The organism is Bradyrhizobium sp. MI1.11, assembly GCF_055811255.1.
Window position 1 is genome coordinate 1 of record NZ_JBVVPM010000090.1, and the last position, 20,909, is coordinate 20,909.

Genomic DNA, 20,909 nt, shown 5'->3' on the forward strand with positions numbered 1-20,909 from the left:
ACCACACCCCCCCCCCCCCCCCCCCCCCCCCCCCCCCCCCCCCCCCCCCCCCCCCCCCCTACCCGCCCCCCCCCCCCCCCCCCCCCCCCCCCCCCCCCCCCCGTCATCATTTGACGCATGCGCGCAAGTCCTACTTGCGCATACTTGAACGGCTCCGCACCTCGATTACGTCCGGGAGGATTGCAACGAATTGAGGAGCACAGGATGCGCATCTTTGTTGCGGGCGCGACCGGCGCGGTCGGTCGGTATCTTGTTCCGGCGCTGGTCGCCGCGGGTCATTCGGTGATCGGCACGACACGGAATGCGGCAAAAACAGATTTGGTGCGTCGATTGGGTGCAGAGCCGGTCGTCGCCGACGGCCTCGATGCCGGCAGCATGCACGCTGCGGTGATTGCGGCAAAGCCCGACGCCGTCATTCACCAGATGACGGATCTCGCGGCCGCCACGGACCTCCGGCATTTCGATCGGGCCTTCGCGCGAACCAACGAGCTCCGCACCCGCGGAACCGACATTCTGCTGAATGCCGCACGCGAGGCCGGCGCCAGGCGCTTCATCGCGCAAAGCTTCTGCGGCTGGACCTTCAGTCGCGCCGGGGGAACGGTGAAGACCGAGACCGATGAGCTCGACCCGCATCCGCCGCGAGAGCTGCGACGCACGCTTGAGGCAATCCGGTATCTGGAGCGAAGCGTCACCGCTTCGACGAAGCCGGAGGGTATCGTGCTGCGCTATGGATTCTTCTATGGACCCGGCACGGGCACGCTCTCGCCTGCGATGATCGACCAGCTGCGCCACCGGCGTGTGCCGGTGATCGGCGATGGCGGCGGCACGTGGTCGTTCATTCACACCGAAGATGCCGCCTCTGCCACGCTTGCCGCGCTCGAACGCGGGCGCGCCGGCAGCATCTACAATATCGTCGACGATCATCCGGCGCAGGTGAAGGATTGGTTGCCCGCGCTGGCCGAATTGCTCGGTGCCAAGCCGCCGCGTCACATTCCCGCCTGGCTCGGCCGCCTGCTTGCGGGCGAGCATATGGTTGCGATGATGACGGAGGTGCGCGGAGCCTCCAACAGCAAGGCCAAGCGCGAGCTCGGCTGGCTGCCGGCGCATGCCTCCTGGCGCGACGGCTTTGCCGATGCGGCACGGCAGCCCACCAGCCAGCGCTCGGCGGCCTGAGGCATCACGCCAGCTTCCGCGGCAGCTCGCCGTCCTTGGTGAAGGCGTCGATCGCCTCGACCATCTGGCTGTAGTGGATGCGCAAGCCGTCCTCGGTGGCGTAGCCGAGATGCGGCGTCAGCACGAGATTGTCGAGCTTGCGGAAGGGATGGTCTGTTGGCAGCGGCTCGACCGAGAATACGTCGATGCCGGCGCCTGCAATCCTCTTCTGCTGCAACGCCTCGAGCAGTGCCTGCTCGTCCACGATCGGCCCGCGCGCGGTGTTGACGAGGAAGGCCGTCGGTTTCATCCGCGCGAGATCGGCAGCCCCGACCAGCCCGCGCGAGCGCTCGCTCAGCACCACATGGATGCTGACGATATCGGCCTTGGCGAACAGCTCCTCCTTGGTAGCGTAGCCGACGCCGGCATCCTTGCACTTCTCCGGGGTCAGGTTCGGGCTCCAGGCGATCACGTTCATGCCGAACGCCTTCGCAATGCCGGCCATCTTGCTGCCGAGCTTGCCGAGCCCGACGACGCCGAGCGTCAATCCTTCGATCTCGACGCCGGCAAAGGTCTGCCAGGGCTCGCCCGCATGCATGCGCGCGTTCTCGCGGCCGATGCCGCGGGTCAGTTCCAGGATCAGGCCCATGGTGAGGGGCGCAGTCGGATCGCGTGAATATTGCGTGCCGGCGATGGTGACGCCGCGCGCCTTGGCGGCCTCCATGTCGATCGAGGCGTTGCGCATGCCTGATGTCAGCAGCAGCTTCAGCTTCGGCAGGCTCTCGAACAGGCTCTTCGGGAACGCGGTGCGCTCGCGCATCGCGCAGACGATCTCGAAATCGGCCAGCGCGCTCGCCGCGGCCTGCTCGGAGGCGAAGGGATGGCTGAACACGGTGACGTCGATGCGGTCGGACAGGCTTTGCCAATCGGCGACGTCGAGGGCGAGATTGAAATAGTCGTCCAGAATTGCACAGCGCAGCCGCGTCATCAGCGTTCTTCCATGGCGAGAGGTGGAACCAGGCCATGGTTGCGCGCAATCAGGACCGTGCGCAAGCCGTTCGCGTCTTCAAAAATCCGACAGGTGATAAGGGCTCAGAGGTCGCGGGGCTTGAGCCGGAACGGCGCATTCATGCCGTGCTTGGCGCGCCAGGCGGGGCCGGGGCCGCGCATGTAATGCAGTTCGGGCCGGTAGGGGTTGAAAGCGGTGGCGAAGAAGCGCTTCCAGAAGCCCTTGATCTCCGAGGCAAATGCGGAGGCGCTGCCGGCTTCCGCCGGAACGGGAAGGGAATGGGTCTCGATCATGGCCATGACGCTGTCTCGCTGTGCTCCCGTTCATTCTGAGCGGGTGGCGCTGTTTCCGCGCGAAACCGAGCTTTGGCCTGATTTATTAAAAGATAGTTTCAATTGTCCGGATCGGTGGCGGGATGGTGTCCGGCCCGTATTCATCCGTGGTGAACGGAGGGAAAACATTGCCCTTTGGGGGCGGGATCGCTACATCGGCGGCAAGCAAATTTCCTCAAATCGAAGGTTTTCGGGACCGATGGCGCGCCAGTTCATCTATTTCATGCAGGGCCTGACCAAGAGCTACCCGACCCGGAAGGTGCTCGATAACATCCATCTGAGCTTCTACCCGGACGCCAAGATCGGCGTGCTCGGTGTCAACGGCTCGGGCAAGTCGACGCTGCTCAAGATCATGGCAGGCCTCGACAAGGAATATAACGGCGAGGCCTGGGTCGCCCAGGGCGCCCGCGTCGGCTATCTCGAGCAGGAGCCGCATCTCGATCCGGCACTCAGCGTACGCGAGAACGTCATGCTGGGCGTCGCCAAGCAGAAGGCTATCCTCGATCGCTACAACGAACTGGCGATGAACTACTCCGAGGAGACCGCCGACGAGATGACCAAGCTGCAGGACGAGATCGAGGCCCAGGGCCTCTGGGATCTCGACAGCAAGGTCGACCAGGCCATGGACGCGCTGCGTTGTCCGCCTGACGATGCCGACGTGTCGAAACTCTCTGGCGGTGAGCGCCGCCGAGTCGCGCTGTGCAAGCTGCTGCTCGACCAGCCTGAGTTGTTGCTGCTGGACGAGCCGACCAACCATCTCGACGCGGAATCGGTGTCGTGGCTGGAAGGCCATCTGCGCAACTATCCCGGCGCGATCCTGATCGTCACCCATGACCGCTACTTCCTCGACAACGTCACGAGCTGGATTCTCGAGCTCGATCGCGGCAAGGGCATTCCCTACGAGGGCAATTACTCGTCCTGGCTGCAGCAGAAACAGAAGCGGCTCGAGCAGGAGGGCCGCGAGGACGCTGCGCATCAGAAGACGCTGGCCCGCGAGCAGGAATGGATCGCGTCCTCGCCGAAAGCCCGCCAGGCCAAATCCAAGGCGCGCTATCAGCGCTATGACGAACTGCTGAAGCAGGCGAGCGAAAAGCAGACACAGACTGCGCAGATCACGATTCCAGTGGCCGAGCGCCTAGGTCAGAACGTGGTCGACTTCGAAGGGCTCAGCAAAGGTTTCGGCGATCGCATGCTGATCGACGATCTCACTTTCAAGCTGCCGCCCGGCGGAATCGTCGGCGTGATCGGCGCCAACGGCGCCGGCAAGACCACGCTGTTCAGGATGATCACCAAGCAGGAAGAGCCGGACAAGGGCACCATCACGGTCGGCGAGAGCGTTCATCTCGGTTACGTCGACCAGTCGCGCGACGCGCTCGATGGCAGCAAGAACGTATGGGAGGAGATCTCCGGCGGCAATGAGCTGATCCTGCTCGGCAAGAGGGAAGTCAATTCACGCGGCTATTGTTCGTCGTTCAACTTCAAGGGCGCCGACCAGCAGAAGAAAGTCGGCGCGCTCTCCGGCGGCGAACGCAACCGCGTGCACCTTGCGAAAATGCTGAAATCCGGCGCTAACGTTCTGTTGCTCGACGAGCCGACCAACGACCTCGACGTCGACACGCTGCGTGCGCTCGAAGAGGCTCTGGAGGATTTCGCCGGCTGCGCCGTCATTATCAGCCATGATCGCTGGTTCCTCGATCGCATCGCGACCCACATCCTGGCCTTCGAAGGCGACAGCCATGTCGAATGGTTCGAGGGCAACTTCCAGGACTACGAGAAGGACAAGATGCGCCGGCTCGGCCAGGACAGCATCATTCCGCATCGCGTGAAGTACAAGAAGCTGACGCGGTGATCTCAGCATGATGCGGCGGGTGCTCATAGCTGCGGTGATCGCTATCACCTGCGGCCTGTCGCCCGCCCGCGCTGCCGACGCCGCCTTCGCGCAGTTCATCGCCTCGCTGTGGCCGGACGCGGAGGCCGCCGGCGTGTCGCGCGCGACGTTCGAGCGAGAGACGCGCGGGCTCGAGCCTGACTACAAGCTGCCGGATCTGATCCTGCCGGGGCGGCCCGCAACGGGGGCGCCGTCGCAGGCCGAGTTCGTGCAGGTGCCGGCCGACTATGTCAGGGAAGCCTCGATCGCGCGCCTCGCGGGCGAGGGGCAGCGGCTGCTGCAAAAATATCGTCCCGCGCTGACGGAGATCGAGAAAAACTCCGGCGTGCCCGCCACCGTCATGCTGGCGATCTGGGGCCGCGAAACCGACTATGGCCGCTACACGCTGCCTTACGATCTCGTGCGCGTGCTGGCGACGCAGGCCTATGTCGGCCGCCGCAAGGACACCTATCGCAACGAGTTCATCCTCTCGCTGAAAATTCTCGGTGACGGCGTGGTGACACGCAAGGACATGCGCTCGTCGTGGGCCGGCGCGACCGGGCTCACGCAATTCCTGCCGTCCGAATATTACAAGCACGGCGTCGATTTCGACCGCGACGGCCGCATCGACATCTGGCATTCGGTGCCGGATGCGCTGGCCTCCGCCGCGCAGCAGCTCGTCAACAAGGGCTGGCAGAGCGGCGTACGCTGGGCTTACGAGGTGCAAGCTCCGGCCAAGGTCGATTGCACCGCCGGCGTGCCCGAGGTGACGAAGCCGATCGGCCAGTGGCTGCGCGAAGGCTTTGTGCCGGTGCGCGGACAAAAGCTCACTGCCGCCGAGCAGGCGCAGCCGGCCTCGCTGCTGCAGCCGGAAGGCATCTACGGCCCGTCCTTCCTGACCACGAAGAACTACTTCGTGATCAAGGAATACAATTTCTCCGATCTCTACGTGCTGTTCGTCGGCCATCTCGCCGACCGCATGACGAGCCCGCAGCCGTTCGCGACGCCGTGGTCTGCCTCGAAGCAATTGCGCACCAAGGATGTCGAGGCGATGCAGCGCGGGCTCACGCGCGTCGGGCTCTACAAGGACAAGATCGACGGCAAGGCGGGCATGCAGACGCGCGCTGCGCTCGGCGCCTACCAGAAGTCGGCAGGCCTCAAGGTCGATTGCTGGCCGAGCGAAGAGGTGCTGCGCTCGATCCAGGCGCGATAGCGAGCCGCAGTTCTTCGCCAAAGAAAAAGCCCGGCCGAGGTGCTCGGCCGGGCTTCGATCGCGGCGCTCATGAACGCCGTGCGATCAGATCAGTAGCAAACGCGAACCGGGCGGACGGTCCAGCCGTAGCCGTCCCAGTAGCGCTGGCGCTGCCAGTAGCAGGGCGGCGGCGGCGGGCCGGGCTCGGCCACATAAACCGGTCCGCCATAGGCGGGACGGCTCGATGCGATGGCACCGCCGACGATTGCGCCGCCGATCAGGCCGGCTGCGATGCCGGCGCCGACGCCGTCATGGGCTTGGGCGGACGGAGTGGCGGTCACCAGCGAACCGGCGATCGTCGCAACCATAAGGGCGGCAACTAAAGTCTTCTTCATACTCTTGGCTCTCCTGAGAGATGGATGCTCCTTGTTAGGAGCGTCCGGGGTTCAAAGGTTCACGCAGACTCTGATGGAATTGGCCTTGCAGTTAGGAAGCGCGCAAATGGTCAATCCCCGGTAAACGCACACGGAGCTGTGACGAGAAAAAGCGGTCTTTTTCAGGCCCGGAGATGAACGGCGCATCTGGAATGAATCTGCTTGGGGCGACTTCAGCCACAGACTCTGACGCGGCGGACGCGCCAGGCATAACCGTCCCAGAAGCGCTGCTTCTGCCAGACGCAGCCGTCGCCATAATAGTCGTCGGCGACGTAGCCCGGGCCCGGTGCGTAGTAGCGCGGCGGATAGTAGCCCGGGCTATATCCCGGACCATATGCGTAGCCGGGGCCGGGGCCCGGTCCGTAATAATACGGAGAGGCCAGCGCCCCGCCGACAATGGCGCCGCCGATGATTCCGGCTGCCACGCCCGCCGCGACGCCGCGTTGCGCCTGGGCTGGTGTAGCGGCGCTAAGGGCCACCGCGGCGACGGCAGCGATTGCCAGGAGCGACTTCTTCATTGGCTGACCTTTCGAACAAAGCACACGGGAACTCTTTGAGGGTAAAGTTCCATATTTCGATTGAATGATCAATGAACGGCACCTTTGCCGGGGGCGACCAATTAACATGGACCGCGGCTCAGCCAGGGGAGGGCGATGATGGGTAACGCGATGATAAATGCATTGATCGCTGCCGGGGTCGTCTTCGCGATCGGCTACGGCTGGATCACCCATCTTCAGAACCGCAGCCAGCGGCGCTCCCGCGCCGGGGCCGGCGGCAATGGCGGTGGCGACACCGCCACCGGCACGAGCGACGGCTCCTCGTTTGGGAGCTGGTTTTCCAGCGATAGTTCCGGCAGCTCGACCGACGGCGGCAGCTGTTCCAGCAGCGATAGCGGCAGTAGTGGCGGAGATTGCGGGGGCGGCGGCGATGGTGGAGGCGGCGGGGGCGACTAGATCCGCCACAATCTTGATCCAGCGCAAGGCCCTATTTTAGAGCCGTTCTAGGCTGTTTCCGGGCTAGTTTGGAATAGCTTCAAATTCCGCTTTTTCCTTTTGCATCCGGCCGGCCCCTTAAATATCGATGATGGCGCATCACCAAAGGGCCTGCCGCTTCCATGATCGTTTGTTCCTGTAACGTGCTGAGCGATGACGACATCCGCGCCGCCGTCGCCGAGTCCGACGACGCTGTGCGCCATGCCAAGCAGGTCTATGGGTGTCTCGGCTGTAGCGCCGAATGCGGCCGTTGCGCTCGGACGATCAAGACCATTATCGACGAAGCACTCGGCCCCTGTGCCACGTCCTGCTGCTCCGGCTGTCCGCACAACCACACTGTGGCGGCCAATGACGAGACGGCCCAGCCGGCCGAGTTCGCCCTCGCGGCCTGCTGAAATCTTCCGCAACCCTGGCTGAGCATTTCACCGGCTGCGCCCCGTAGCCGGTTGCTCCAGTCTTCAAACTCATTTAGAAGCGTTCTAAATTCGGTTTACGGCCGATTTGGACTGCAAGAGCTGGAGTGAACCATGCAGGGCGACGCAAAAGTTATCGATTATCTCAACAAGGCACTGCGTCACGAGCTGACTGCAATCAACCAGTACTGGCTGCACTACCGCTTCCTGGACAACTGGGGCCTGCGGGATATGTCCAAGGTCTGGCGCAAGGAGTCCATCGAGGAGATGGAGCACGCCGACAAGCTCACCGAGCGGATCCTGTTCTTCGACGGCTTCCCGAACATGCAGGTGCTCGATCCCTTGCGTATCGGCCAGAACGTCAAGGAGATCATCGAGTGCGATCTCGCCGCCGAGATGAGCGCGCGGGCGCTCTACCAGGAAGCGGCGACCTACTGCCACAGCGTCAAGGACTACGTCACACGCGACCTGTTCGAGAAGCTGATGAGCGACGAGGAGCACCACATCGACTTCCTCGAGACCCAGCTCGACCTGATCGGCCGCATCGGCCTCGAGCTCTATACCCAGAAGCACGTTGGTGGGCTCGAGGGCGAGGGGCACTAGTTCGGCGCGTTATCGCCGCCACAAACTCCGTGCCGGTCTGATGCGCAATTGCACGCCAGGCCGGGACGACAGTCCAGGACGCCAGCTAGAACTGCGTCTTGTAGAGCTCTTCCACGATCTCCTGGCTCTGCGGCTCACCAAGGCCGGTCTGCTCGTGGACCACCTCGACGATGCTCGGCATCACTGAGCGCGGCACCTTCTCGGACGACCACAGCTTCGAGCGCATCAGGGCCTTGCCGCAGTGGAAATAGACTTCGCTGACGGCGATGTTCAGCACCGCGCGCGGCGGCTTGCCAAACTCCACCATCGAGGCGAGCAGGTCCGGATCGGCGGACAGCGTGCCGCGGCCGCCGACGCGCAGCGTCTCGTCGAATCCGGGGACGAAGAACAACAGATGCACGAAGCCCGAGCCCTCGACGACATTTCGAAAACTGTCGATCCGGTTGTTGCCGGAGCGATCAGGCATCAGCAGCTGGTTGGGGCCGGCGACGTGGACGAAGCCAACGCCGCCGCCGCGTGGTGAGGCATCGACGCTGCCGTCCGCTCCCGACGTCGCGAGCACGCAGAACGGTGACATCTCGATGAATTTCTTCGCATGCGCATCGATCGCGGGGCGCGCTTTCGCGATCACGCGTGGGCTCGGCTGGGCATAGATGGTGGCGAGGTCTTCGGCGCAAAGATCAGTCACGAAGGTCTCCCTGGTGGAATGCCTGAGAATATCATCTCCCAGCGCGATCGCTATCCCCCTTGTCACGCCGCCGCGGCCACTCGATCACGCCAGCGCAGTACAGAGCCCACCAGATCAAGACCGGCTGAAACGCCAGCCGCGGCCCGTGATAGAGCCAGCTGTCGGGGATGGGTGGAAGGTCGATGCCCTCCATGGCATGCTTGATGTTGGCCGGCCATACGCAAAGCGCATAGAGCGCGAGCGCAACGCCCGCCCACCAGCGCAGCGGCTTCGTCACCAGCGCAATTGCGCCTGCGATCTCGCAGACGCCAGTGATGAGGATCAGCTGTGTTGCAAACGGAACCCAGGCCGGCGTGATCGCAAGCAGCTTGTCGGCGACCCGCAGATGCGCGATGCCAGCCACGATGTAAAACGCTGCCAGCACAAAGCGCATCACAGCGCGCGTTCTGTCGTTCGCAGGAGCCATCGGCCGAACTAGCACGCGCGGTGCCGAGGCGCTATCGCGCGCTACACCGCATCGGCCGGCACGAAGCAACTGATGATGACGGCTCCGCGGTGATGGACGTACCACACCACGGCCTGGCCGACCGGATTGCCGCGGTCGCGGATGATGGCGCGCTCGGGCACCTCCATCCATTGTCCCTCGATCGGCACCCAATAGGCGCCGCTGCGCACGTCGTACTCCGTGCGATGGCCATCGGAGACGTCGCAGCAGGGCACACCGTTCGGTGCGATCACGCTCTTGAACCAAGCGCGGATGTCGGGCGGGACGTGATCATATTGCCCGTTGTCGAACGCAAACGCGGCGCTCGTCAGCGTGGCCAGCCAAACGCACAGTGCGAGCCTGTGCATGCGATCCTCCTCATCGCGTGTCGTGCCATTGGCGCGCGATTTTCCCGCGCGTCGATTCGTGCATCGATGCGATTAAGCCCGAGCCGCCAGCCTAATGCATGCTCAAATAATATGCGGCATAGCTGGCCGTTGATGCGATGCAAAATCAGCGGCGCGCAGATTCGATCGTTTGCTGCGGCGCGGCTTGCAGCAATTGCCGGACCTGCTCGCTGTAAAATTTGGCGTTTCCGGTAGTGCCGTGGCCGCGCGTCTCGGTGCTGGCCGGGATGAGATACAGTTTGCTGTTCTTGACCCGCGTCATCGCAGCGTCCGTGATGCCGGTCTCGGGCGGGTTGCGTTCGTCGTCGGCGGAATTGATCAGCAGCAGCGACGCTTCGATCGCCTCCAGCTTCTCGCGGGCATTGTAGTCATGCGAGGACTCCCACTGGTAGACGAAGTCGTTGGCATCTGTCGTGATCGGCATGGCCAGCCGCTCGTCGACGATCTTGTCGGCCTTCGCTGCCGTCGGCGCCTGCGATTGATAGGCCAGCGTTCCGCCGATGCTCGCGATGCCGTAGGCGGTGATCGCGTATTTCATCATGCGCGGCTGGCTGGTGTAATTGCCGCCATTGTAGTCGGGATCGCTGCGGATGGTGTCGAGCATGATCCGCCGCAGCATCCAGTTGCGCGACGCCATCTCGGTCGGCTGCGAGGCCATCGGGATCAGCGCGTCCATCGCCTTCGGATATTTCTCGCCCCACAACCAGGTGTGCATGCCGCCCATGGAATTGCCGATGACGAGCCGCAGGTGCTTGACGCCAAGCCCTTCCGTCACCAGGCGATACTGGGCTTCGACCATGTCCTCGTAATCGTATTTCGGGAAGCTCGTCTTCATCCCGTCGGACGGTTTTGACGATTTGCCATGGCCGATATTGTCGGGGATGATGATGTAATATTTGGATGCATCCAGCGGCTGCCCCGCGCCGAACAGCTCGCCGGCAAAGGCTGGTGACAGCATGCTCGCGCCCGAGCCGCCGGTTCCGTGCAGCACCAGGACCGGCTGGCCGCTCGGCTCACCCACGGTGGTGTAGTGCAGCTTCAACTCCGGCATGGTCTCGCCGGTGTGGAACTTGAAATCCCTGACGACCCAGTCGCCCTGCTTCGGTGCCGGATAATCGGCCGCCCATGCGAACGTCGAGATGGCCGACAAAGAGACGGACAACAGGATGGCTGACAGCGCCGCGCAAGAAGCTTTCATGTCTATATTTCCCCCGTGCGGCTCTGGTCGGCGGCCGCGTTGCGGCGGAACTTAGCAGAACTGTCCGGAAGGATGTAGGATTTCGTTTTCGCCGGTCGTCCTTGAGGGAAAGGTCAGGAGAGAGTGCATGTGCCGCAACATCAAGACGCTGTTCAACTTCGAGCCGGAGGCGACGGAGGATGAGATCCACGCCAGCGCGCTCCAGTTCGTTCGGAAACTGTCCGGCTTTAACAAGCCTTCGCAGGCCAACGAGGCGGCCTTCGATCGTGCGGTGGCGGAGGTCGCGGAGGCTGCGCGAAAACTCCTGACGTCGCTGCACACCCACGCCCCGGCACGCGACCGTGAGGCCGAGGCGGAAAAGGCCAAGGAACGTTCGCGGCTGCGCTTCGGCTAGGCGGCTCGAAGGTCCGTTCCGTGATCTGGCTCACGGTGAAAGCGGTCGCAACGCGCGATGATGTTCGCCGGGCTTTTGACACCCGGGAGCACGACCATGAGCCGCCCTCTTCTTCCGCTGAAAGCAGGTGCCGTCGTTTTCACGCTGCTGTGGACAGCGTGGATGACGTGGTGGAGCGGTTCGTTCTCGAGCGCGAACGTCGTGATCCTGGCCTTGTGCGGCGCAGCGGTCGGTTATCTCTGGTACCGCGCCATGCGCTGGCAGTTCGAGCGCATGGGCATGCTGCCGCGACGCGAGAATGGGACGAAATAGATTCGTCTGTCAGTCCTAGCCGTGCTTCTTCTTTTTCTTCTTCTTCCTGTGATTGTCGCCTTCGCTGTCCTCGTCCTCGTCACCGAGGGGCGCGTCGTCGGTCTCCTGCACGGCTGCCTCCAGCGCCTCGCGCTCGGCGGCTTCACGCTCGCGCTGGCGACGGCGCTCGTCCCAGGCGTCGAACAGTTGATCGAGCCACGGCAGCACCTGCTCGATCGACGGCAATGGGCCGGGCGGACCGGCCTCACCACGCGGGCCTTGCGGCCCCGCCGGCCCTTGCGGTCCGACAGGTCCCTGTGCACCGGCTGCCCCGCGCGGTCCGGCTTCGCCCTGCTTGCCTTGCGGGCCGGGCTTGCCCAGTGGTCCGGCCTTTCCGATCGGACCCGGCTTGCCCTGCGGCCCCGGCTTGCCACGCGCGCCATCGGGGCCCCGCTTGCCCGGATGGCCCTGTGGTCCCGGCCGCCCCGGTTCGCCCTGCCGTCCGCGCGGTCCCTGAGGTCCCTGCCGTTTTTGTTCGTCTGCCACGCCGCTGCTCCCTTGACCGGAAGCAAGCTAATTAGCGGCGTTTGACGACAGCGGCAATTCCGCCGGGCTCGCGCCTGGGCTTGATCAACACCAATCGGCCGCACGTCGCGCGCTAGTCGTGATAGGCCGGCACCTCGATGCCGGAGGCGGCGTAGAGCCTGATCTTGTTGCGCAGCGTGCGCACCGAGAGGCCGAGCACGCGCGAGGCGCGCGTGCGATTGCCGTCGCAACGGGCGAGCGTCTGCAGGACGAGCTCACGCTCGACCTCGTCGACGGTCGCGCCGATCAGCAGCGGAACGATCTGGTTCGGTGAAAGGAAATATGCGCCCGGTTCGGACGCAGCGACATGAACAGTGGTCATCGACACACTCCCCGATCAACGCCCGCCTCCCTCTTTGGAAGCGGATCGAGAACAAACGACCCCCAAGCCGTAAATCTACGGTGAGCGGGTTTGGTTAACGAAAGGTTAACCGCGGGGCGATCGCACCAATTGACCTTGGGAATGCCGCCGCACCGCCGCGATTGGCACGGATTGCATGTTCCCGCGAGCATACTCCGCATTACCAAGCAGGCATCATCCCGCTCACACCGTCCGGTATCCGCCATCCACCATCACGATCGTTCCCGTGACGTAGGCCGACATGTCCGACGCAAGGAAGATCGCGGGACCCACGATGTCCTCGGGCTTGCCGGTGCGCGCCAGCGGGGTGTGATCGACGAAGGCCTGCACCAGCGCCGGATTGGTCGCGCGCACATTGGCGTTGATGTTGGTCTCGATGAAGCCCGGCCCGATCGCATTGACGCGCACGCCCTCCTTGCCGAGCTCGACCGCGAGCGCCTTAGTGAAGCCGAGCACGCCGTGTTTCGAGGTGGTGTAGGCCGCCGAGCTCGGCGTGCGCAGATGCACGAAGGACTGAATCGAGCCGATATTGACGATGCGGCCCTTCGCTACGCGCAACGGGCTCAGGAACGCCTGCGTCATGTTGAAGACGCCGTTGAGGTTGAGCGAGATGATGTCGTTCCAGTCCTTCGCCACCGTCTCCGTCTCCGCGGTGAAGGCGTTGCGGCGAGTGATCCCGGCATTGTTGACGAGGATCGAGACCTGCCCGACCTCGTCGGCGACTTGCTTGGCGAGCGCGAAGCAGTCGTCGCGTTTGGTGACATCGAGCGCAAAGCTCTCGGCCTTGCCGCCGGACTTGCGGATCCCCTCGGCGGCTTCCGCGACCGTGTCGGCGTTGACGTCGAGCAGCACCACTTGCGCGCCCTCGCGGGCGTAGCCGGCCGCGATGGCCCGGCCGATGCCCGAACCGGCGCCCGTGACGATTGCGATGTGGTTCGCGAGCAATGCCATGACAATTTCCTCCCGATTTCTTTTCGAAGTTTCATGAAAGGCTAACTCGAAATTAAGGGGTCGGAAACGGCGGCCTTGGCATACTGGTCTTGATTGCTAAACGTTGCGCGCATGATGGAACGGCTCGAATCCTGGAAATTCGCACTCGAACGCCTGCGGTCGGCGGACGGCGCCGATTGGGCCGAGGCGGGCCGGCTGGTCGCCGAGGTCGCGCGGATGAGCACCGATACCATGCTGCGTCAGGCCGCCGAGCAGGCGCTTCCGGTGCTGCGCCAGGCCGTGGACAATGACGATCACAGCGTCACGCTGGCGGCCCGGCGCCGTCTCGGCGTGGTGCTCGACGTTGTCCACGACCTGACCGCGCCGCGCTTCGGCCGCCGCAATGCTGCGCCGAAAAAATTGTCCAGCGAGGATCGCGCCCGCAAGGTGCTCGGCCTACCGCTCGCGGTGCAGCTCACCTGCGAGGACATCAACCAGGCCTATCGTCGCGCCGCCAAGGGCATGCACCCCGACCACGGCGGCAGCGCCCAAGCGTTCATCGACCTTGCCGCCGCGCGCGATATCCTGATCCATCCCCGCGCCTACAAGGACGCGTGAGAGCTCATGTGCTATCCTGTAGCCCGGATGAGCGAAGCGACATCCGGGACGGGTCTAGCCCATGGTTCTGTATCGCAGAAATTTTCTTCCCGGCGGCACCTACTTTTTTACTGTAGCGCTCTTCGACCGCCGATCGACCATTTTGATTGAGAACGTTGACGCCCTGCGCGATGCCTTTCGGGCCGCTCGCAGGGAGCGCCCGTTCGAGGTCGATGCGATTGTGATCCTTCCGGACCATTTGCATGTCGTCATGAACCTCCCGCCGCATGACGCCGATTTCGCGGGACGTTGGCGAAGGATCAAGGGGCATTTCAGCAGCGCACTACTGCATGCGGGTATCGACGTAGCCCGCCAGTCCAATGGAGAATTGGCTCTGTGGCAACGACGCTACTGGGAGCACACGGTTCGCGACGAAGATGATTTCGCCCGCCACGTGGATTACATTCACTTCAACCCAATTAAACATCGCTACGTCCAGCGCGTTTGTGATTGGCCGCATTCGTCCTTTCACCGATATGTGCGGGCGGGATTGCTCCCGGAAGATTGGGCGGGCGATGCCGGCGAAAGCGGGATTGCTTTCGGTGAGCGAGCCGAGGGAGGCTGACCGGGCGTAGGTTGAATTCCCGGATATCGCTTCGCTCATCCGGGCTACGGACGTCGGACTTGGAGTCGAGCCTCAGCTCTTGTTCACGCAGCTCGGATAGGGCGCGGCTTCGCCCGCTACGATCGGGCAGAGCTCGATCGGGCTGAGCGCGCGCAGACGGGCCTGCCAGCGGTCGTCGTTCACCGGCGGCTGGTCGGTTTCGGGGCCGCGCTCGGCCCATTGGATCGTGTAGTAGTCGCTCGTGCCCTTCAGCGTGACCAGCAGTGCGGTTTCGCTGTGCCGGGTCGGACCGCTGTCGACGCGGCCGCAGCCGATCACGGCGACGAAACCTTCGAACCGGCCGAACGTGGTGGCGCCAAGCGGCCTTGCCGCAAAGCTGTCGGGGCAGGCGGATTTGAAACCGCTTGCGATCGAGCCCGCGAATTTCTCGGGCGATGAACCTGGAGTGAGCGTCATGCCCTTCTCGCCGGTCACGGTGATCATCTCGGTCCAGCGTTCAGGCGTCTCGCCCTTCAGTACGGCCTCGCGGATGTAGTGGCCGCCCTTGGTGTTCTCGAATACCGCGGAAAAATTCGACGGCATCGCGAAGCTGACCAACTGGCCGAACACCGGCGAGATCACGCGGAAGGATTGCGCGGCCTGTGCGTTTGCCGTTGCGGCGATCAGCAGCGATGCGGCGAAAATCGTTGCTGTCGCCGGTGCGCGCATCGATTGGCTCCAAAGCCAGGAGGTGAAAAAACAAGCAGGCAAAAACAAGCGGGCAAGGATGCTGGTTGGCGCGGGACGCTTGGGGTGCGCCCCGAACAAGATGTGAGTAGGTCCGCCAGCTGGCCAGGTTCAAAGCGGGTGCGCGGAAAATGCGTGATTTCGGCCGAAAAACCAGTGGCGCGTCCAAAAAGAAAAGGGCGGACCGCTTGCGCGATCCGCCCTTTGAAATCCGATCTGTCGCCTCACGCCTAGAGCGTGCAGCGGCGCTCCCCGCGCAGCTTGATCTGGAGCTCCGAGGCGGCCGTGAAGGTCGGGAGCGGCTTGCTGACGACCTTGTAGGTCGACACGCCCCACTGGAACGGCTTGTACTTCAGGTCCTCGTTCCAGACCTGGCAGATGCCGGTGTTGTCCCAGCGGATCACGTAATAACCGACCGCGGCAGAGGCCGGCACGGCGAACACGGAGGTGGCGATGCCGGCAACGGCACAGAGGGCGAGAACGCGACGCATGAAATATCTCCTGATGGGAACGTGAGAGGAAACTGGTGCGGCAAAATGGTGCGGCTGGCAAGCGGGGCGGCGACCGTTCACGGACATGTCAGTCGTTGGTCGGCTGTTCGGATGCCCCTTATGCCTTGACTGTCGCCGGACTATCACACGTCTACCCCTTGGCCAGCGACGCGACCGCCTCGATCTCGATCAGCATCTTCGGATCGGGCAGTGCGTGGACCACGCAGGTGGTGCGGGCAGGGTAGGGCGGCGGCCCGAAGGCGCCGGCATAGAGCGCGTTCATGGCGGCGACGTCGGAGGCGCGGGTCAGCAACACGTTGACCTTGACGAGATCGCGGATGCCAGCGCCGGCCTCCGCCAGCACGCGCTTGATGTTGACGGCGACGTTGGCGAACTGCGCCTCGAAGCCATCGGGCAGCGCGCCGCTCGCGTCGAAGCCGGGAATGCCGGAGACGAACAGGAGATCGCCGGTGCGCGTGGCAAAGGACAGCGGCGGCGCCTTGATGTGGGGCGGGGGCGCGAAATGCTGGATCGGCATGAGATCACCTCGGATGGATGGCGGGACGCGCAAGCGTAGCGGCAGGTCGGGGCGCCTCCAACAAAAAACGCGAAAACAACCCCATGCACAGTAGGCATCCGGCGGGAATCATTGAGCTTTCTTTTTGACTTCGGGAAAAGCAAAATAACCGTTGCTCCGTCGGGCAAAACAGGGGCAGAATGGCATGATGGCGGGTGAGCGTCTTGTCGCGCCAAACTCCGCCGTCATGCCCCGGCTTGACCGGGGGCATCCAGGGCGCTGCGGCTTCTCGGTTCACCATCGCCCTCTCTGGAATACTGGATCGCCCGGTTAAACCGGCGATGACAGTTGAGTGTGTTGCTACAGACCCCGACTCACGTCCGCGCCCATCATGTTGCCGCCGCGATGCATCGGATACATTCGCGTCTGATTCGTTTCCCCCTTGAAGAATAGCCCCCGGAGACCCTCATGAAGTTCGCATCCACCTTCCGCGCCGCGCTGGTCGGCATTGCCGCGCTTGCCGGCCTCTCGACCTCGGCGCTGGCCGACGGCGGCACCGTGGTGCTGACGATCTACAAGGCGGGCTGGATCATCGGCGGTTCCGGCGGCTCGGGCGTGCTGAACTTTCGCGGTCGCGCCTATTCGCTCTCGACCGGCGGGCTCGACTACGGCCTCGTCTTCGGCGGCTCCAAGACCGTGCTGCGCGGCCGCGTCTCCAACATCAACCGGCCCTCCGACATCGCCGGCGTCTACGGCGCCGCTGGTGCGGGCATCGCAGTGGGCCGCGGCGCGCGTGCGATCGTGCTGACCAACCAGAAGGGCGCCGTGCTCGAGCTGTCCGGCACGCAAGTCGGCCTGATGGCGAATGCGGATCTGAGCGGGCTCGCGATCACGATGCGGTAGGGGCGATCAGCTCAATTCGTAGCCCGCATGAGCGAGAGCGACATGCGGGTCAACCCTCGGTCCCGGATGTCGCTGTCGCTCATCCGGGCTACGTTCCCGTCACCGCCGCGTGAATCCGTTCGCAATGTGCGACGAGATTTGCGTGCGCATCGACGAACGCCTTCAGCGGCGTCGGGATCGGGAAGTAATAGATGTTGGCGATGAAGCCGTAGATGCCGGCATCGACGCTAGTCGGCGCCGCGCCGTGCACGAAGCCGGCCGCCGGCACGATCTCCGCCAGCACCTGCAGATCTGCGAGCCCCCGCGCATAGGCCTGCTCGGGCGTGTAGCGGCCGATGCCCTGGAAGTGATAACGCTGCGCATTATACGCCTTCGCCTTCTCGAATCCTGCCGCATCGATCTGCTTGTGCTGCGCGATGAAGGCGTCGCGAAACGCGGGATAATAACGCTCGTCCTTCCAGCGCGAATACGACATCACCCAATAGAGATCGTCGAGCATGCGCGTGACGAAGTGGTTGGTCCGCCTCTGCTCCGCAGTTAGCGCGGCGTCGATGGTGAGGCGGTATTTCGCGGTCGCATGCGCGATGATGGTCTCGCTGTCGCCGATCGTCTCGCCGTCATCCACGACATAGGGCAGCTGCCCGCGCGGCGCGGCGGAGGCATCGAACACATGCTCATGCGCGAACGGTACGCCCGCGAGCTTCAGGAAGGCATAGACCTTGAGGCCGTAACCGTTGTTGTCGGCGACACCGAACAGGTCTGGATAGGAGTAGAGGGTCAGCATGGGACGCTCCTCGCGCTGAAGTCGTATCGCCGCCGTGACGCGCTTGCAACAGTTCCGCGCTTTGTGCGCCGCCTCCTTCGATCGGAGGACGATTGCATCGTTGCTGGTTTGCCCCGACAACGCCATCCGGGATTGTTATACTCCGCATCCCCGTGACGTCAGCGATGGTGACCCTATGGCGAGAGAGTTGGAAGGCAAGGTTGCGGCCGTGACCGGGGCCGCGTCGGGCATCGGATTGGCCAGCACCGAGGCGATGCTGGCCGCGGGCGCGCGCGTGGTGATGGTCGACCGCGACGAGGCCGCGCTGAAGGCGCTCTGCGACAAGCACGGCGACGCCGTGATCCCGCTGCTGGTCGACCTGCTGGACCCAAAAGACTGCGCAACGCTGCTGCCGCGCGTTCTGGAGCAGGCCGGCCAGCTCGACATCCTGCATGCGAATGCCGGCACGTATGTCGGTGGCGACCTGGTCGAGGCCGACACCATGGCGATCGACCGGATGCTGAACCTGAATGTCAACGTCGTGATGAAGAACGTGCACGATGTGCTGCCGCACATGATCGCGCGCGGGACAGGCGACATCATCGTCACGAGTTCGCTGGCGGCGCATTTCCCGACGCCTTGGGAGCCGGTCTACGCGTCGTCCAAATGGGCGATCAACTGCTTCGTCCAGACAGTGCGGCGCCAGGTCTTCAAGCACGGCATTCGCGTCGGCTCGATCTCGCCCGGCCCGGTCGTCACCTCGCTGCTCGCGGACTGGCCGCCCGAGAAGCTGAAGGAAGCCAGGGACTCGGGCAGCCTGCTGGAGGCCAGCGACGTGGCCGAGGTCGTGATGTTCATGCTGACGCGGCCGCGCGGCATGACCATTCGTGACGTGGTGATGCTGCCGACCAATTTCGATCTTTAGGGCGCCAAGCGTGCCCCGGTGAACACCGCCAATTGCGCATCGAACGCCCGCCTGAACGCGGGCCGCGCTTCGCCGCGAGCGACATAGGCGGCGATATCGGGATATTCGTCCAGCAGGCCTGACGCGTTCAACCGGCGCAGCACCGTCACCATCATGAGGTCGCCGGCGCTGAACGCACCGTCGAGCCAGCCGGCATCGCCGAGGCGGCGGGACAATTCGCCGAGCCTGACACGGACGCGATCCCTGAGCATCGGCAGCCGCTCCGCGTACCAGCTCTTGTCGCGCTCGAACAGCATCGCCATCCCGAGCTCGACGATCGGCGGCTCCAGCGTGCTCAGCGCGGCAAACATCCACGCGATCGCGCGGGCCCGGGCGTTCGGCTCCCTCGGCAGCAACCCGGCATGACGCTCCGCGATATGGAGTACGATCGCGCCGGACTCAAACAACGCGAGGTCGCCGTCCTCGTAGGTTGGAATCTGCCCGAATGGATGTAGCGCGAGATGCGCGGGCCCCTTCATGTCCGCGAACGAAACCAGATGGACCTCGTAAGGCTGCCCCACCTCTTCGAGCGCCCAGCGAACCCGCATGTCGCGGGCTTGTCCTTTGCCGCGGTCGGGCGAGTTTGCGAAGGCGGTGAGGGTGGGGGGCATTGGCGGGCTCCGGGGTTGATCGCGTTTTGCGTTCGGAGGACGAATGGAATGAGTGGATTCCGACAGGTTAATGGGTTTTCGTGGACCCCGTAGCCCGCATGAGCGATAGCGATATGCGGGGCGGCTGCCGGCCCCGGATGTCGCTGTCGCTCATCCGGGCTACAAGAAAAACCCGCCGCCACTGTCGGATCGTTGCCTCCTGCCTCGTCCTTGGAACATCGGCGCGCCGCCGCGCGCCCGCCCGAGGCAAAAGGATATCCGTTCATGACCTCCATCACGCCGTTTCTCTGGTTCGACAACAACGTGCCGGAGGCGGTCGCCTTCTACAAATCGGTGTTTCCCAATGCAAAGGTCGAGACCGTCAGCGACTTCATGGCGGTGTTCGAGCTCGAAGGCCAACGCTTCAACGCGCTCAACGGGGGCCCGCAATACAAGTTCAACGAAGCGGTGTCGTTCTTCATCAGCGTGGAAACGCAGGCGGAAGTCGACTATTTCTGGGACAGGCTCACCGCCGACGGCGGCGAAGAATCCCGCTGCGGCTGGCTCAAGGACAAGTTCGGGCTGTCCTGGCAGGTGATCCCATCAGCGCTCGGCCGCTACCTCGGCGACCCCGACCGCAGCAAGGCGAACCGCGTCATGCAGGCGATGATGCAGATGAGAAAGATCGTGATTGCGGATCTGGACAAGGCGTATGCGGGGTGAACTTGTCGCGGGATGCGTTGCCAAATCGGCGGTGTCGTCCCGGCGAAGGCCGGGACCCATACCGCGGAATCGATCGATCACGAATGGTCGCTGTACCGGACCTCGAGTCTCCGCCAAACCACTCCCTGGGGTTATGGGTCCCGACCTTCGCCGGGACGACGCCTGAGGGGGGCGCTATCGCAAATTCACGCTACGCCGCTATCCACGCCGCAAGCTCCCGCCACGGCTCCAGCGTCCAATGCCCGGACGCCGCACCCGACGGCGACGGCAGCACGAACACCTCGGGCAAGCTCTCATCCCGCGGCTGCCGCCCCAGCGCAATCCCGCTCGACGGCCTGCCATAAAACAAGCTCGCCGCCTTCTTGCTCGTGAATGCAATCGTCCTCGGGCGAAACTTTTCGATCTTGGCCCTGAACCCCGGCACGTCGATTGTCTCAGCCGCGATCTGGTGATCCATTCCGGCGCCCGACTTCGACAGATCAGTGAAGCCGATCCCGAGCTCGAGCAGGCTTGCGAACTCGCCCGGCTGATAGCGCCGCGGCGTGATCCCTGCCTCATCGATCGCGCGCCAGAAGCGATTGCCGGGATGGGCGTAGTAGTGCCCCAGCTCGGCCGAGCGCGTGCTGGCGGCGGTGCCGACGAAGACGAGGCGGAGGTGGGGGCGGAGCTGGTCGGGGA

General features: G+C 64.1%; 30 protein-coding genes. 13 read left to right on the plus strand and 17 right to left on the minus strand.

Annotation, left to right across the window (positions count from 1 at the left end; translation table 11 throughout):
* Positions 1 to 204 precede the first annotated feature (204 nt).
* On the plus strand, positions 205 to 1,173 hold the full coding sequence (locus AC0L30_RS40365) for an NAD-dependent epimerase/dehydratase family protein (protein ID WP_473406581.1): 969 nt from the start codon (positions 205 to 207) through the stop codon (positions 1,171 to 1,173).
* 4 nt (positions 1,174 to 1,177) lie between these two features.
* Here the strand turns inward: AC0L30_RS40365 and AC0L30_RS40370 are convergent, their stop codons facing one another.
* Positions 1,178 to 2,140 carry a D-2-hydroxyacid dehydrogenase family protein gene (locus AC0L30_RS40370; RefSeq protein WP_473406582.1) on the minus strand — a complete coding sequence of 321 codons (963 nt, stop codon included), beginning with the start codon at positions 2,138 to 2,140 and terminating at the stop codon, positions 1,178 to 1,180.
* A gap of 104 nt (positions 2,141 to 2,244) precedes the next feature.
* Entirely contained in the window at positions 2,245 to 2,460 is a 216-nt protein-coding gene (locus AC0L30_RS40375; RefSeq protein ID WP_027519710.1) for a hypothetical protein, read from the minus strand.
* Positions 2,461 to 2,692: 232 nt separating this feature from the next.
* Here AC0L30_RS40375 and ettA point away from each other — a divergent pair, with 232 nt between their 5' ends.
* Together ettA and AC0L30_RS40385 are read left to right on the plus strand one after the other, a co-directional pair.
* On the plus strand, positions 2,693 to 4,342 hold the full coding sequence (gene ettA, locus AC0L30_RS40380; protein WP_007600707.1) for an energy-dependent translational throttle protein EttA: 1,650 nt from the start codon (positions 2,693 to 2,695) through the stop codon (positions 4,340 to 4,342).
* 7 nt (positions 4,343 to 4,349) lie between these two features.
* On the plus strand, positions 4,350 to 5,573 hold the full coding sequence (locus AC0L30_RS40385; RefSeq protein ID WP_219685472.1) for a lytic murein transglycosylase: 1,224 nt from the start codon (positions 4,350 to 4,352) through the stop codon (positions 5,571 to 5,573).
* 89 nt (positions 5,574 to 5,662) lie between these two features.
* On the opposite strand, the gene AC0L30_RS40390 is transcribed toward AC0L30_RS40385, so the two are convergent.
* Together AC0L30_RS40390 and AC0L30_RS40395 are read right to left on the minus strand one after the other, a co-directional pair.
* Complete coding sequence (locus tag AC0L30_RS40390) at positions 5,663 to 5,947, minus strand: hypothetical protein (RefSeq protein WP_473406583.1); 285 nt, start codon at positions 5,945 to 5,947, stop codon at positions 5,663 to 5,665.
* A 212-nt stretch (positions 5,948 to 6,159) separates the two neighbouring features.
* Complete coding sequence (locus AC0L30_RS40395) at positions 6,160 to 6,504, minus strand: hypothetical protein (protein WP_219685473.1); 345 nt, start codon at positions 6,502 to 6,504, stop codon at positions 6,160 to 6,162.
* 135 nt (positions 6,505 to 6,639) lie between these two features.
* On the opposite strand from AC0L30_RS40395, the gene AC0L30_RS40400 reads away from it, so the two are divergent.
* The 3 genes from AC0L30_RS40400 to bfr all read left to right on the plus strand — a co-directional run bounded on the left by AC0L30_RS40400 (position 6,640) and on the right by bfr (position 7,994).
* Positions 6,640 to 6,939, plus strand: a complete 300-nt coding sequence (locus AC0L30_RS40400) for a hypothetical protein (protein ID WP_354201078.1) — start codon at positions 6,640 to 6,642, stop codon at positions 6,937 to 6,939.
* A gap of 161 nt (positions 6,940 to 7,100) precedes the next feature.
* Positions 7,101 to 7,373 carry a (2Fe-2S)-binding protein gene (locus tag AC0L30_RS40405; protein WP_007600718.1) on the plus strand — a complete coding sequence of 91 codons (273 nt, stop codon included), beginning with the start codon at positions 7,101 to 7,103 and terminating at the stop codon, positions 7,371 to 7,373.
* Positions 7,374 to 7,505: 132 nt separating this feature from the next.
* Positions 7,506 to 7,994: a bacterioferritin gene (bfr, locus tag AC0L30_RS40410; RefSeq protein WP_007600720.1), complete on the plus strand. Its 489-nt coding sequence runs from the start codon at positions 7,506 to 7,508 to the stop codon at positions 7,992 to 7,994.
* Between the two features lie 85 nt (positions 7,995 to 8,079).
* On the opposite strand, the gene AC0L30_RS40415 is transcribed toward bfr, so the two are convergent.
* The 4 genes from AC0L30_RS40415 to AC0L30_RS40430 all read right to left on the minus strand — a co-directional run bounded on the left by AC0L30_RS40415 (position 8,080) and on the right by AC0L30_RS40430 (position 10,771).
* A complete protein-coding gene (locus AC0L30_RS40415) occupies positions 8,080 to 8,682 on the minus strand; it encodes an MSMEG_1061 family FMN-dependent PPOX-type flavoprotein (protein WP_473406584.1) in 603 nt (200 codons plus the stop codon).
* A 31-nt stretch (positions 8,683 to 8,713) separates the two neighbouring features.
* Positions 8,714 to 9,148, minus strand: coding sequence for a DoxX family protein (locus AC0L30_RS40420; protein ID WP_473406585.1), 435 nt, complete (start codon positions 9,146 to 9,148; stop codon positions 8,714 to 8,716).
* Positions 9,149 to 9,189: 41 nt separating this feature from the next.
* Positions 9,190 to 9,534: a hypothetical protein gene (locus AC0L30_RS40425; protein ID WP_473406586.1), complete on the minus strand. Its 345-nt coding sequence runs from the start codon at positions 9,532 to 9,534 to the stop codon at positions 9,190 to 9,192.
* 145 nt (positions 9,535 to 9,679) lie between these two features.
* The gene (locus AC0L30_RS40430) at positions 9,680 to 10,771 is read right to left on the minus strand and encodes an alpha/beta fold hydrolase (protein WP_473406587.1); all 1,092 of its coding nucleotides are present in this window, start codon (positions 10,769 to 10,771) and stop codon (positions 9,680 to 9,682) included.
* A gap of 127 nt (positions 10,772 to 10,898) precedes the next feature.
* On the opposite strand from AC0L30_RS40430, the gene AC0L30_RS40435 reads away from it, so the two are divergent.
* Entirely contained in the window at positions 10,899 to 11,165 is a 267-nt protein-coding gene (locus tag AC0L30_RS40435) for a DUF2277 domain-containing protein (protein WP_007600726.1), read from the plus strand.
* Positions 11,166 to 11,261: 96 nt separating this feature from the next.
* Positions 11,262 to 11,477: a hypothetical protein gene (locus AC0L30_RS40440; protein WP_007600728.1), complete on the plus strand. Its 216-nt coding sequence runs from the start codon at positions 11,262 to 11,264 to the stop codon at positions 11,475 to 11,477.
* 15 nt (positions 11,478 to 11,492) lie between these two features.
* On the opposite strand, the gene AC0L30_RS40445 is transcribed toward AC0L30_RS40440, so the two are convergent.
* The 3 genes from AC0L30_RS40445 to AC0L30_RS40455 all read right to left on the minus strand — a co-directional run bounded on the left by AC0L30_RS40445 (position 11,493) and on the right by AC0L30_RS40455 (position 13,353).
* Positions 11,493 to 12,002: a collagen-like domain-containing protein gene (locus tag AC0L30_RS40445; protein WP_007600730.1), complete on the minus strand. Its 510-nt coding sequence runs from the start codon at positions 12,000 to 12,002 to the stop codon at positions 11,493 to 11,495.
* 112 nt (positions 12,003 to 12,114) lie between these two features.
* Positions 12,115 to 12,363 (minus strand): helix-turn-helix domain-containing protein, encoded by a 249-nt coding sequence (locus AC0L30_RS40450; RefSeq protein WP_027519697.1) that lies wholly within the window; start codon positions 12,361 to 12,363, stop codon positions 12,115 to 12,117.
* A gap of 222 nt (positions 12,364 to 12,585) precedes the next feature.
* The gene (locus AC0L30_RS40455) at positions 12,586 to 13,353 is read right to left on the minus strand and encodes an SDR family NAD(P)-dependent oxidoreductase (protein ID WP_007600732.1); all 768 of its coding nucleotides are present in this window, start codon (positions 13,351 to 13,353) and stop codon (positions 12,586 to 12,588) included.
* A 111-nt stretch (positions 13,354 to 13,464) separates the two neighbouring features.
* Between AC0L30_RS40455 and AC0L30_RS40460 the strand changes: the two genes are divergently transcribed.
* Together AC0L30_RS40460 and AC0L30_RS40465 are read left to right on the plus strand one after the other, a co-directional pair.
* Positions 13,465 to 13,950 carry a J domain-containing protein gene (locus AC0L30_RS40460; protein WP_219685478.1) on the plus strand — a complete coding sequence of 162 codons (486 nt, stop codon included), beginning with the start codon at positions 13,465 to 13,467 and terminating at the stop codon, positions 13,948 to 13,950.
* Positions 13,951 to 14,011: 61 nt separating this feature from the next.
* The gene (locus AC0L30_RS40465) at positions 14,012 to 14,554 is read left to right on the plus strand and encodes an REP-associated tyrosine transposase (protein ID WP_219685479.1); all 543 of its coding nucleotides are present in this window, start codon (positions 14,012 to 14,014) and stop codon (positions 14,552 to 14,554) included.
* A gap of 72 nt (positions 14,555 to 14,626) precedes the next feature.
* Here the strand turns inward: AC0L30_RS40465 and AC0L30_RS40470 are convergent, their stop codons facing one another.
* From AC0L30_RS40470 to AC0L30_RS40480, 3 genes are all read right to left on the minus strand, one after another.
* Positions 14,627 to 15,262 carry a hypothetical protein gene (locus AC0L30_RS40470; RefSeq protein ID WP_473406588.1) on the minus strand — a complete coding sequence of 212 codons (636 nt, stop codon included), beginning with the start codon at positions 15,260 to 15,262 and terminating at the stop codon, positions 14,627 to 14,629.
* Positions 15,263 to 15,510: 248 nt separating this feature from the next.
* Positions 15,511 to 15,771, minus strand: coding sequence for a hypothetical protein (locus AC0L30_RS40475; RefSeq protein ID WP_007600739.1), 261 nt, complete (start codon positions 15,769 to 15,771; stop codon positions 15,511 to 15,513).
* Between the two features lie 151 nt (positions 15,772 to 15,922).
* On the minus strand, positions 15,923 to 16,309 hold the full coding sequence (locus AC0L30_RS40480) for a RidA family protein (protein WP_473406589.1): 387 nt from the start codon (positions 16,307 to 16,309) through the stop codon (positions 15,923 to 15,925).
* A gap of 447 nt (positions 16,310 to 16,756) precedes the next feature.
* Between AC0L30_RS40480 and AC0L30_RS40485 the strand changes: the two genes are divergently transcribed.
* A complete protein-coding gene (locus tag AC0L30_RS40485; protein WP_007600742.1) occupies positions 16,757 to 17,191 on the plus strand; it encodes a hypothetical protein in 435 nt (144 codons plus the stop codon).
* An 88-nt stretch (positions 17,192 to 17,279) separates the two neighbouring features.
* Here AC0L30_RS40485 and AC0L30_RS40490 read toward each other — a convergent pair whose 3' ends face one another.
* Entirely contained in the window at positions 17,280 to 17,975 is a 696-nt protein-coding gene (locus tag AC0L30_RS40490; protein WP_473406590.1) for a glutathione S-transferase family protein, read from the minus strand.
* A 175-nt stretch (positions 17,976 to 18,150) separates the two neighbouring features.
* Here AC0L30_RS40490 and AC0L30_RS40495 point away from each other — a divergent pair, with 175 nt between their 5' ends.
* A complete protein-coding gene (locus AC0L30_RS40495; RefSeq protein ID WP_473406591.1) occupies positions 18,151 to 18,879 on the plus strand; it encodes an SDR family oxidoreductase in 729 nt (242 codons plus the stop codon).
* On the opposite strand, the gene AC0L30_RS40500 is transcribed toward AC0L30_RS40495, so the two are convergent.
* Positions 18,876 to 19,529 carry a glutathione S-transferase family protein gene (locus tag AC0L30_RS40500; protein WP_473406592.1) on the minus strand — a complete coding sequence of 218 codons (654 nt, stop codon included), beginning with the start codon at positions 19,527 to 19,529 and terminating at the stop codon, positions 18,876 to 18,878. The two genes, AC0L30_RS40495 and AC0L30_RS40500, sit on opposite strands and share 4 nt — an antisense overlap.
* 264 nt (positions 19,530 to 19,793) lie before the next feature.
* On the opposite strand from AC0L30_RS40500, the gene AC0L30_RS40505 reads away from it, so the two are divergent.
* Positions 19,794 to 20,231 (plus strand): VOC family protein, encoded by a 438-nt coding sequence (locus tag AC0L30_RS40505; protein WP_473406593.1) that lies wholly within the window; start codon positions 19,794 to 19,796, stop codon positions 20,229 to 20,231.
* A 190-nt stretch (positions 20,232 to 20,421) separates the two neighbouring features.
* On the opposite strand, the gene AC0L30_RS40510 is transcribed toward AC0L30_RS40505, so the two are convergent.
* On the minus strand, positions 20,422 to 20,909 hold a 488-nt coding region (locus AC0L30_RS40510; RefSeq protein ID WP_473406594.1), incomplete at its 5' end, for a mismatch-specific DNA-glycosylase.

What these genes read in the sequence shown, in the direction of transcription:
- AC0L30_RS40480 (WP_473406589.1), bottom strand. Translation starts at nt 16,309, where the DNA reads ATGCCGATCCAGCATTTCGCGCCCCCGCCCCACATCAAGGCGCCGCCG.
- AC0L30_RS40420 (WP_473406585.1), bottom strand. Translation starts at nt 9,148, where the DNA reads ATGGCTCCTGCGAACGACAGAACGCGCGCTGTGATGCGCTTTGTGCTG.
- AC0L30_RS40370 (WP_473406582.1), bottom strand. Translation starts at nt 2,140, where the DNA reads ATGACGCGGCTGCGCTGTGCAATTCTGGACGACTATTTCAATCTCGCC.
- bfr (WP_007600720.1), top strand. Translation starts at nt 7,506, where the DNA reads ATGCAGGGCGACGCAAAAGTTATCGATTATCTCAACAAGGCACTGCGT.
- AC0L30_RS40455 (WP_007600732.1), bottom strand. Translation starts at nt 13,353, where the DNA reads ATGGCATTGCTCGCGAACCACATCGCAATCGTCACGGGCGCCGGTTCG.
- AC0L30_RS40400 (WP_354201078.1), top strand. Translation starts at nt 6,640, where the DNA reads ATGATGGGTAACGCGATGATAAATGCATTGATCGCTGCCGGGGTCGTC.
- AC0L30_RS40465 (WP_219685479.1), top strand. Translation starts at nt 14,012, where the DNA reads ATGGTTCTGTATCGCAGAAATTTTCTTCCCGGCGGCACCTACTTTTTT.
- AC0L30_RS40385 (WP_219685472.1), top strand. Translation starts at nt 4,350, where the DNA reads ATGATGCGGCGGGTGCTCATAGCTGCGGTGATCGCTATCACCTGCGGC.
- AC0L30_RS40425 (WP_473406586.1), bottom strand. Translation starts at nt 9,534, where the DNA reads ATGCACAGGCTCGCACTGTGCGTTTGGCTGGCCACGCTGACGAGCGCC.
- AC0L30_RS40450 (WP_027519697.1), bottom strand. Translation starts at nt 12,363, where the DNA reads ATGACCACTGTTCATGTCGCTGCGTCCGAACCGGGCGCATATTTCCTT.
- AC0L30_RS40440 (WP_007600728.1), top strand. Translation starts at nt 11,262, where the DNA reads ATGAGCCGCCCTCTTCTTCCGCTGAAAGCAGGTGCCGTCGTTTTCACG.
- AC0L30_RS40390 (WP_473406583.1), bottom strand. Translation starts at nt 5,947, where the DNA reads ATGAAGAAGACTTTAGTTGCCGCCCTTATGGTTGCGACGATCGCCGGT.
- AC0L30_RS40430 (WP_473406587.1), bottom strand. Translation starts at nt 10,771, where the DNA reads ATGAAAGCTTCTTGCGCGGCGCTGTCAGCCATCCTGTTGTCCGTCTCT.
- AC0L30_RS40365 (WP_473406581.1), top strand. Translation starts at nt 205, where the DNA reads ATGCGCATCTTTGTTGCGGGCGCGACCGGCGCGGTCGGTCGGTATCTT.
- AC0L30_RS40470 (WP_473406588.1), bottom strand. Translation starts at nt 15,262, where the DNA reads ATGCGCGCACCGGCGACAGCAACGATTTTCGCCGCATCGCTGCTGATC.
- AC0L30_RS40495 (WP_473406591.1), top strand. Translation starts at nt 18,151, where the DNA reads ATGGCGAGAGAGTTGGAAGGCAAGGTTGCGGCCGTGACCGGGGCCGCG.
- AC0L30_RS40505 (WP_473406593.1), top strand. Translation starts at nt 19,794, where the DNA reads ATGACCTCCATCACGCCGTTTCTCTGGTTCGACAACAACGTGCCGGAG.
- AC0L30_RS40485 (WP_007600742.1), top strand. Translation starts at nt 16,757, where the DNA reads ATGAAGTTCGCATCCACCTTCCGCGCCGCGCTGGTCGGCATTGCCGCG.
- AC0L30_RS40375 (WP_027519710.1), bottom strand. Translation starts at nt 2,460, where the DNA reads ATGGCCATGATCGAGACCCATTCCCTTCCCGTTCCGGCGGAAGCCGGC.
- AC0L30_RS40405 (WP_007600718.1), top strand. Translation starts at nt 7,101, where the DNA reads ATGATCGTTTGTTCCTGTAACGTGCTGAGCGATGACGACATCCGCGCC.
- AC0L30_RS40395 (WP_219685473.1), bottom strand. Translation starts at nt 6,504, where the DNA reads ATGAAGAAGTCGCTCCTGGCAATCGCTGCCGTCGCCGCGGTGGCCCTT.
- AC0L30_RS40460 (WP_219685478.1), top strand. Translation starts at nt 13,465, where the DNA reads ATGATGGAACGGCTCGAATCCTGGAAATTCGCACTCGAACGCCTGCGG.
- AC0L30_RS40435 (WP_007600726.1), top strand. Translation starts at nt 10,899, where the DNA reads ATGTGCCGCAACATCAAGACGCTGTTCAACTTCGAGCCGGAGGCGACG.
- AC0L30_RS40490 (WP_473406590.1), bottom strand. Translation starts at nt 17,975, where the DNA reads ATGCTGACCCTCTACTCCTATCCAGACCTGTTCGGTGTCGCCGACAAC.
- ettA (WP_007600707.1), top strand. Translation starts at nt 2,693, where the DNA reads ATGGCGCGCCAGTTCATCTATTTCATGCAGGGCCTGACCAAGAGCTAC.
- AC0L30_RS40475 (WP_007600739.1), bottom strand. Translation starts at nt 15,771, where the DNA reads ATGCGTCGCGTTCTCGCCCTCTGTGCCGTTGCCGGCATCGCCACCTCC.
- AC0L30_RS40500 (WP_473406592.1), bottom strand. Translation starts at nt 19,529, where the DNA reads ATGCCCCCCACCCTCACCGCCTTCGCAAACTCGCCCGACCGCGGCAAA.